The organism is Mesorhizobium sp. M0243 (genome assembly GCF_040321775.1).
GTDB lineage: Bacteria > Pseudomonadota > Alphaproteobacteria > Rhizobiales > Rhizobiaceae > Mesorhizobium.
The window spans coordinates 182438-189513 of the sequence record NZ_JAMYSF010000011.1 but is presented as its reverse complement, the minus strand read 5'-3'; the positions used below and the strand labels follow the sequence as shown (position 1 = coordinate 189513).

The following is a 7076-nucleotide window of genomic DNA, read 5'->3' as shown; positions in this document are numbered from 1 at the left end:
CGAGATCGTCGGCAGCGTCGCGGTCGCGCAAAAGCGAGCGTGCGTAGCGGCGCAGGCGCGGTATTTCGCCAAGGATTGCTGCCTTCTTTTCGTCCATGACCGCTGGTTTTCGAGGTCGCCCTTGTTGATCCGATTGAACGCGCCTTCCGGGCGCGGCGCAAGCGGCCAGCGCGAAGCGGTCCGCCGCTCCGGTCACCCAAGCAATGAGATAACGCTGGCTGGTGCCGATTTATTCCCGACCGGAAGGCAGCGGCAAATCGATTGCTTAGATACGTAAAATATGCACAATAGGTGAAATACGTATGAGGACCACCCGATGAAGCAGTTCACCTTTTCAGACATGAACCGGGCGTCCGGCGAAATTCTCGAAACGGCAATGATCGAGCCTGTCGCTCTCACGAAACGTGGCAAGGAGAAGCTGATCATCCTGTCAGCCACCCAATACCGGCAGCTCGTCAGTTCGCCTCATGCCGTAGCCTACACGCTTGAGGACGCGCCGGACGAGATCCACGATGAACTCATGTCCGGATTGGAGGCCATCACAACCGGCGACAAGCCGGATGCTTAAGCCCGGCGATTTGCTTCGATACTACTATCTATGGGCGCGGCAGGCTGATGTCGGCGAGGAGTCCGGCCGCAAGGCGCGGCCCGTCTGCATTGTGGTTAGAACGCCCGGCAACGCCTGCCGCACTCTTCTTGTTCCCGCTCACTTCGCAAAAGCCCGACCAGTCCCACACGCATGTTGCCGTGAGCGAAATCGAGTGCCGCAGAGGTGGGCTCGATTTTCCGTCGTGGCTGATTCTAGACGAGTACAACCGCGTACAAGTCGACGAAGCTTATGATCTGGTCACGACGAAGCCAATAGGCCCCTTCAGCCCGGCGTTTGTCCGCAAGATCGCGGGCCTCATCAAAGAGGCAGTCGTACAACGCCGCGTGCGTGGCACCATCCGAAAATAGCGAATAGGCGGTCCATGAACCGGTAAGAACTGTTCACGGAAGCAAGCGTGTCATCCCTCCTTCGCCGCCCGCGTCAGCAGCCGCTGATAAAACAGTCCGATGCCGATCAGCACCGCGCCGAGGCCGATGAAGGACAGCGCCCTGAGCACTCCCTCCAACTCCGACATGTCGAAGATGAAGACTTTCAGCACGGCGATCGCGATCAGCGCGGCCGAGGCAATTCGCAGCACCTGCGACTTCAGCCAGACGCCGGCGGTGAGCAGCGCCACACCGATGACCAGCCAAAGCGCCGAGTAGGTGTAGGTTTCCAGCTGGCCGAGGCCGCTCCACAAGCCGATGAACTCGCCCTTGAACAGACGCCTCACCGAGAGCGTGGCATAGGCGAAGGCAAGTGCGGCAGCCACCACAGCCAGCATCTGCGCATACCATTTCGGCCGCTTGTCCCTGGTGTAGAGCGCCAGTCCCCCGGCGGCGATCGCCGGCAGGAGATAGGCGAGGAACAACAGGTTGAACACCGGGATGCGGCCGGTCGATTCGTCGGTGAACAATGGGTTCAGCAAGACGAAATGCCTGACAACGATGAAGGCGACCGAGGCCACACCGGCGGCCATCGAACCATAGCGCAGCACCGAGCTTGGCGAGCGCATGTCGATGGCGACCAGGATGGCGCCGGCGCCAATGGCGATCAGCGTGTAGATCGACTGTTCGGCGAGCGTCATGGCACCCGTGTCGATGACGCCGCCGTGCATGGCGTGGCGCACCAGCATGGCGAGCGTGAGCAGCGCAAACAGCGCCGCAGCCGCCTCCATGGCAAGGCGCGGCCGGCCATTCGTGGTGCGGGCGAGCTGCCAGGCGGCGAAGCCGAAGGCCAGCGCCGGCACGCCGTAGCCGGGCAACAGCCAGTTGAAGACCGGTGTCCTCGACAGGAACCCGGCGCCGACAATGGTCGGGTCGAAAGCGACGCGGCCAAGCACCGCGATCACAGCGCCGACCGAAATCCAGCCGAGCACCGGATAGGCGCGCCGGCGCGTGGCCAGCGCCGGCACGATGGCCGCCGCACCGAGCAGGATGGTGGTCCAGCCGGAATCGAAAGCCATATGCATGAGCAGGAGCCCGGCGATGGCCGCGCCGCCCAGGGCAAACGACACCGCGACACCGCCCTTGAGCGGCGGCTCCTCGGCCCGCGCGATCCACTCGCCACCGGCGGCGAAAATGACGACCAGCAGTGCCGCCGCGGCAGCGTAGACAAAGTCACGGTCGAGATTGCCGAAAGTGAACCAGAGCGCCAGCAGGACGACCAGCGGGACGATGACGCCCCACGCTGCCCATGAGGCCGCGCGGATCTGCGTGCCGGCGGCGAACCGGCGTGCGGCCCAGAAGCCGGCGCCGATGAAAACCAGGCCAAGTACGATGCCGATGCGCAAGGTCAGCGCGTTGGACGTGGCCACCGGCAGTCCGTCGACGCCCAGGGCACCGCCCGAAAAATCGGAAGCGATCGAGGTTGGCGGGATGATGCCGAGATAGATCAGCACCATGACCAGTCCCGCGGCATAGAGGAGCGGCAGCGCCAGCGGACGATAAAGCGCGACAGCCACCATTGCGGCGATCACCACCGCGCCCGGCAAGGCATCGCCGGCGGCTGCAAAGACCGGGTCGACCGACAGGCCCAGCGCCGAGAATGCGATGAACAAGCCAGGCACGATAGACGGCCAGTCGAAAACCCTGGCCGGCCCGGTTTCATCGCCACGGCGAGCGAGCCAGACAAGGGCCAGCACAGCCAGCGTGACGGCGTCGATGAACAGGATGGCGGAGAGGTTCGCCCCCGGCGCATCGGTCATATAGAGGATGGTCCAGACACCGGTGCCGAAAAAGGCGGCCGCGATCAGTAATTTCCAGTCGCGCATGCGGGCGATGACGCCGGTCGCTGCGAGCACGATCGCGAGATAGCCGAACAGCGCCCAGGGACTGGGTGCCTGCGAGGCGACCAGCACTGGCGTCACCATGGCGCCGACAAGGCCGATGCCGGCCAGCGCCTGGCCATGGACAAGGGCTGCCGCGATCGTCGCCACCCCGATGACGCCAAGCAGAATGAAAGCAAGTGCCGGGCCGATGAAGCCGTAAATGCCATGCGCGGCATAGACGGTGCCGAACAGGATGAAGGCACCGGCCGCGGTCAGGATCGCCGGGATATAGGCGCCGGCAGCGCCTTGCACCGGTACTTTGAAGCCGGTGCGCCGGATGAACTCGCCGCCGGCGACCAGCACAAGGCCGAGCACGCCGGCCATGCTCAGCCGCACGCCGGGACCGAAAATGCCGGCTTCGATGGTGTAGCGGATTAGGAACAGGCCGCCCAGCGCCAGTGCGATGCCTCCGACCCAGACCGCCCAGCGGGTGCCGAGCGCGGTTTCGACATCGGATTGGCGGGCGGCTTTCGCCGCTCCGGGAAGCTCCGCGGGATCCACCGCCTTCGGTGCCGGTTCTGGAGCGGTCCACGGCCCGGAGACGATCTCGCCGGTCGAGTCTTCCGTGTCCGTGGCTGGCGCCGGGGCGGTGACTGATGCGCTTACCTCCGGCGGAACGATATCGGTCGCAGCCGCTGCGTCCGGAGCCATGTCGGCGGGCGCGTTGTCGTCCACCTGTTCGGACGACTGGGCCGCAGGCGGCACGGCACCGGAAAGGACCAGGCTGCGCAGCGCGCCAAGCTCGCGCTCGACAAGGCCGATGCGGCTCTGCTGGCGCGAAATGATGACGAACAAAGCGATGATGGCGACAAGGCCGATCAGGCTTTCAAACATGGCGGTTCCCCCAAACCAGGCCAGTTTTCACTGACATCCGTCGTACTGACATTCAAATGCGGCGGCCAAGCGGCCAGAAAATCCAAGCTCGGAAAACTCAATGCGCCGCCAGTCAACGCGCCGCCAGATTGGCGGCCGGAAAGATCGAGCATGTTTCGGTGCCGAAAGCCAGCAGCTTGCCGCCGGCATCCTTCAACGTCGCTTCCGACACCGCCAACGTGCGGCCCTTGTGAACAACCCTGCCCTCGCACACCACCTCGCCGGTCCTCGGCGTGATGGGACGCGTCAAATTCACCTTGAACTCCGCCGTCGTATAGGCCTCGCCCTTTTCGAGCAGCGTCTGCACGGCACAGGCCAGTGCCGAATCGAGCAGCGTCGCCGCCCAGCCGCCATGTACGCTGCCCAGCGGATTGAGATGGCGCTCGCTCGGCATGCCACGAAAGACAGCGCGCCCTTCCGAGACTTCGGTGAGAGTGAAATTCAGCTGAAAGGAAATCGGCGGCGCCGGATACTTGCCGTCGACGATGCGCTGCAGCAATTCCAAACCGGTGTATTTCAGGATGTCGGCGTGCGGAATGGTGCCGAGGCCGAGCGGTGAGACCCGGCCAGGATAAAGTTCGACCTCGCTCATGTGATGATTTCTCTGGCTGCGTCCTCGCCAGCTATGGCCTTGCCGCGCGCGTGATGTTTGCGCAAGGCGGCGAGGAAGCCGGTACGAGCGTCTGGCGGCTCGAAGCCGCGCGGCTCATAGACATGGCGGTTGAAGAAGAAGCCGGTGAGCCGGAAGGCGTCCTCGACCGCTGCCGCATCGGCGCGCAGGCCGGAGCCGCGCTGCAGGAAAGCCGGCAGAGTCAGCATCTTGTCGCGCCAAGGCAAACCGGCTTCGCGCGATACCGCGCGTCCCGACTTCGGCGAGACATAGGCCAGGTCCTGTCGCGTGCCGGTGGCGGCACATTGACTGAGATCGAGGCCGAAGCCGAGTTCGTCCAGCACCAGAAGCTCGAAGCGCGCCACCAGTTCGCCGGCAATTTCGGCATCGTCGAGATGGACGATCATTACGGCAAGCGTTTCGTAAAGACCTTCGTGCGCATCGCGCTCGGGCAGCAGGCGCAGATGCGCGGCCATGGTCTGCAAGCCGTAGACGGCGACGGCGCTGTCCATCAGCCGGGCCGCGTTCATCTCGATCGCTTCGGCCTGGAACGTGCCGAGGTGCTCGTCAAGGCGCGCTCGCCACAACAGGTCGACACGGTTGCCGGGCTGGAGAACAGGCTGCTGCTTGCGCGAACGGCCGCCGCGAACAAGGCCGAGATGACGGCCATGCGCTCGCGTCAACACCTCGAGAATGGCGCTGGTTTCGCCATGCTTGCGGGTGCCGAGAATGATTCCCTCGTCGCGCCATTCCATTTCAGGAGCTTTTCACCGATCGGGTGGCGAAATCAAGGTATCGGCCTTGCCCTGGGTAACTCTCATGCCAATGGCATAAAAACCGCCCGCAGCGATGTGCTGCGGGCGGGCTGGTGAGGTCAGTCGATCTGTTAGAAATTGCGCTGGAAGCGAACGATGCCGCCGACGCTGCTCTTCTTGTCGGCCTTGGTCCAGTTGTTGAAGTCGAAGTCGTCGAATTTTCCTGCATTGAGGTAATCGACTTCGGCCGTGATCGTGTAACCGGGGACGATGGTGTAGGCAACGTTGGCCGCGACGCCGAGGTTCTTCCAGTCGTCATAGGAGACCTGGGCGTTGAACGAGGTCTTGTCGTTGAACTTGTAGGTGCCGCCGCCCCAGATCGCCCAGTTTCCGCCCCATGGCTTGTATTGGGTACGGCCTGTGCCGAAGTCGTTGATGTTGTCGTTGGTGCCGTAGCCGCCCATGACGAACAGCGTCAGTTCCTTGCTGACGTTGACGTCCAGACGGACCTTGCCGGACACTTCCTCATAGTTGCTGTCATAGGCCACGACGCCGGTGATCGCACCCCAGTCGCCCTTGTACTTCAAACCGCCGACAACATGCGGAACGTAGCTGTCGATCGTGTTGACGGCGGTGCCTTCTTCGAGCGAGACCACGCCCGTGAAGCCGCTGCCTGCGTCGAAGTAGTAGCTGATGAGGTTGGTATCCTTGACACCATACGGGATGAGCGTGTCCTGGATGACATTGCCGGCATAGCCGATGAACTGGTCGTATACCGTTTCATCCTTGCCGACCCGCAGGCCACCGAGCTGGATCCAGGCGAAATTCAGCGAAGTCTTGCTGGTTCCATCTGCCTTGTTATTGCCGGCTTGCCAGCCAGTGCTTGAGCTTCCGTCATAGTCGCCAGAGGAGTTGCCGAACTGGAACCGGGTCTCGGTGAAGGTCTTCAACGTGCCGAGCTCGGTTTCCTGGCCGGTATAAGTCCTCAGCGTGAAGCGCATGTTCTTGTAATAAGTGTCGTGCCTATCGCCGTCCATGTGATCGGCAACGTTGTTGACACCATCGAACGTGCCGGAATCGCCGACGCCCATGTCGTAGCGGAGATAGCCGCCGATGCGCAGGCAGGTCTCGGTGCCCGGGATGTAGAAGTAGCCGGCGCCATAGACGTCGCAAATCTTGACGTATTCGGCAGGTTCCGGCTCGGCAACGACGACAGCGTCGGCGGCGCGCGCGCCGCTGACCGCGATCAGGGCCGCGGCTGAGCCGAGAAGGAGGCTTTTGATGTTCATTTTCTGACCTCTCCAGTCATAGTTATAAATGGCTTCGGATTTGTGGCTGGCGGCAATGTTTTCCCGCCTCACCCCCACAGCGAAAAAGGCTCGCATCGCTCGCCCTTTTCAGCGGCGAACATACCCATCGATCATCTGTCTTCAATGACGATTTCTCGAACAATGCCAATTCCTTGAACAGATTAATACTGTGTTGCACAAATAACACTTGCGAATCCGACGAGTGGCACAACTGGCACAATGTCATTTATTAAATATATATACCGATACTTTCGCGGCTAAATACAATTGTGACGTGCTATATTTCCAAAATGACCGTATAATGCGGAATATCTACCTGATTTACGCCGAAATCGCCTGAATCTTGCCGCCCCCTTTATCGTCAGATGCCGCCGATCCGCCAGACCCACTTTGATACCGAGGCGAAAAAGCGGGATGACGCCTCCAAGCCTGTCTGCCTCTTCCAAAGCGATCGAAACCCCCTGGAGCGCTGTCGCGTCGCTGATTGTGACAGCAGTCAATCGTTGAAGGCGATTCCTTCGCGACGCCTCTCAGTCGACCTTGGCGACGCAGGCGACGTGATCGCCCGCCTCGATAGGCGGATTGGCACACATAGGTCCTGGAAAGCATC

General features: G+C 62.2%; 5 protein-coding genes and 1 pseudogene. 1 reads left to right on the top strand and 5 read right to left on the bottom strand.

Going from position 1 to position 7076, the window contains the following annotated elements:
• Positions 1-196, bottom strand: a pseudogene (locus tag NKJ11_RS17125) (RNA polymerase sigma factor); the annotation flags it as partial.
• Between the two features lie 120 nt (positions 197-316).
• Between NKJ11_RS17125 and NKJ11_RS17120 the strand changes: the two are divergent.
• Positions 317-568 carry a type II toxin-antitoxin system Phd/YefM family antitoxin gene (locus NKJ11_RS17120; RefSeq protein WP_023812878.1) on the top strand — a complete coding sequence of 84 codons (252 nt, stop codon included), beginning with the start codon at positions 317-319 and terminating at the stop codon, positions 566-568.
• Positions 569-1007: 439 nt separating this feature from the next.
• Here NKJ11_RS17120 and NKJ11_RS17115 read toward each other — a convergent pair whose 3' ends face one another.
• The 4 genes from NKJ11_RS17115 to NKJ11_RS17100 all read right to left on the bottom strand — a co-directional run bounded on the left by NKJ11_RS17115 (position 1008) and on the right by NKJ11_RS17100 (position 6445).
• On the bottom strand, positions 1008-3752 hold the full coding sequence (locus NKJ11_RS17115) for a DUF2339 domain-containing protein (protein WP_352722780.1): 2745 nt from the start codon (positions 3750-3752) through the stop codon (positions 1008-1010).
• Between the two features lie 112 nt (positions 3753-3864).
• Positions 3865-4383: a PaaI family thioesterase gene (locus tag NKJ11_RS17110; protein WP_023812876.1), complete on the bottom strand. Its 519-nt coding sequence runs from the start codon at positions 4381-4383 to the stop codon at positions 3865-3867.
• Entirely contained in the window at positions 4380-5156 is a 777-nt protein-coding gene (gene recO, locus NKJ11_RS17105) for a DNA repair protein RecO (RefSeq protein ID WP_023812875.1), read from the bottom strand. Before recO ends, NKJ11_RS17110 begins: the two co-directional genes overlap by 4 nt.
• Positions 5157-5287: 131 nt before the next feature.
• A complete protein-coding gene (locus NKJ11_RS17100; RefSeq protein ID WP_352609813.1) occupies positions 5288-6445 on the bottom strand; it encodes a porin in 1158 nt (385 codons plus the stop codon).
• Positions 6446-7076: the final 631 nt, after the last annotated feature.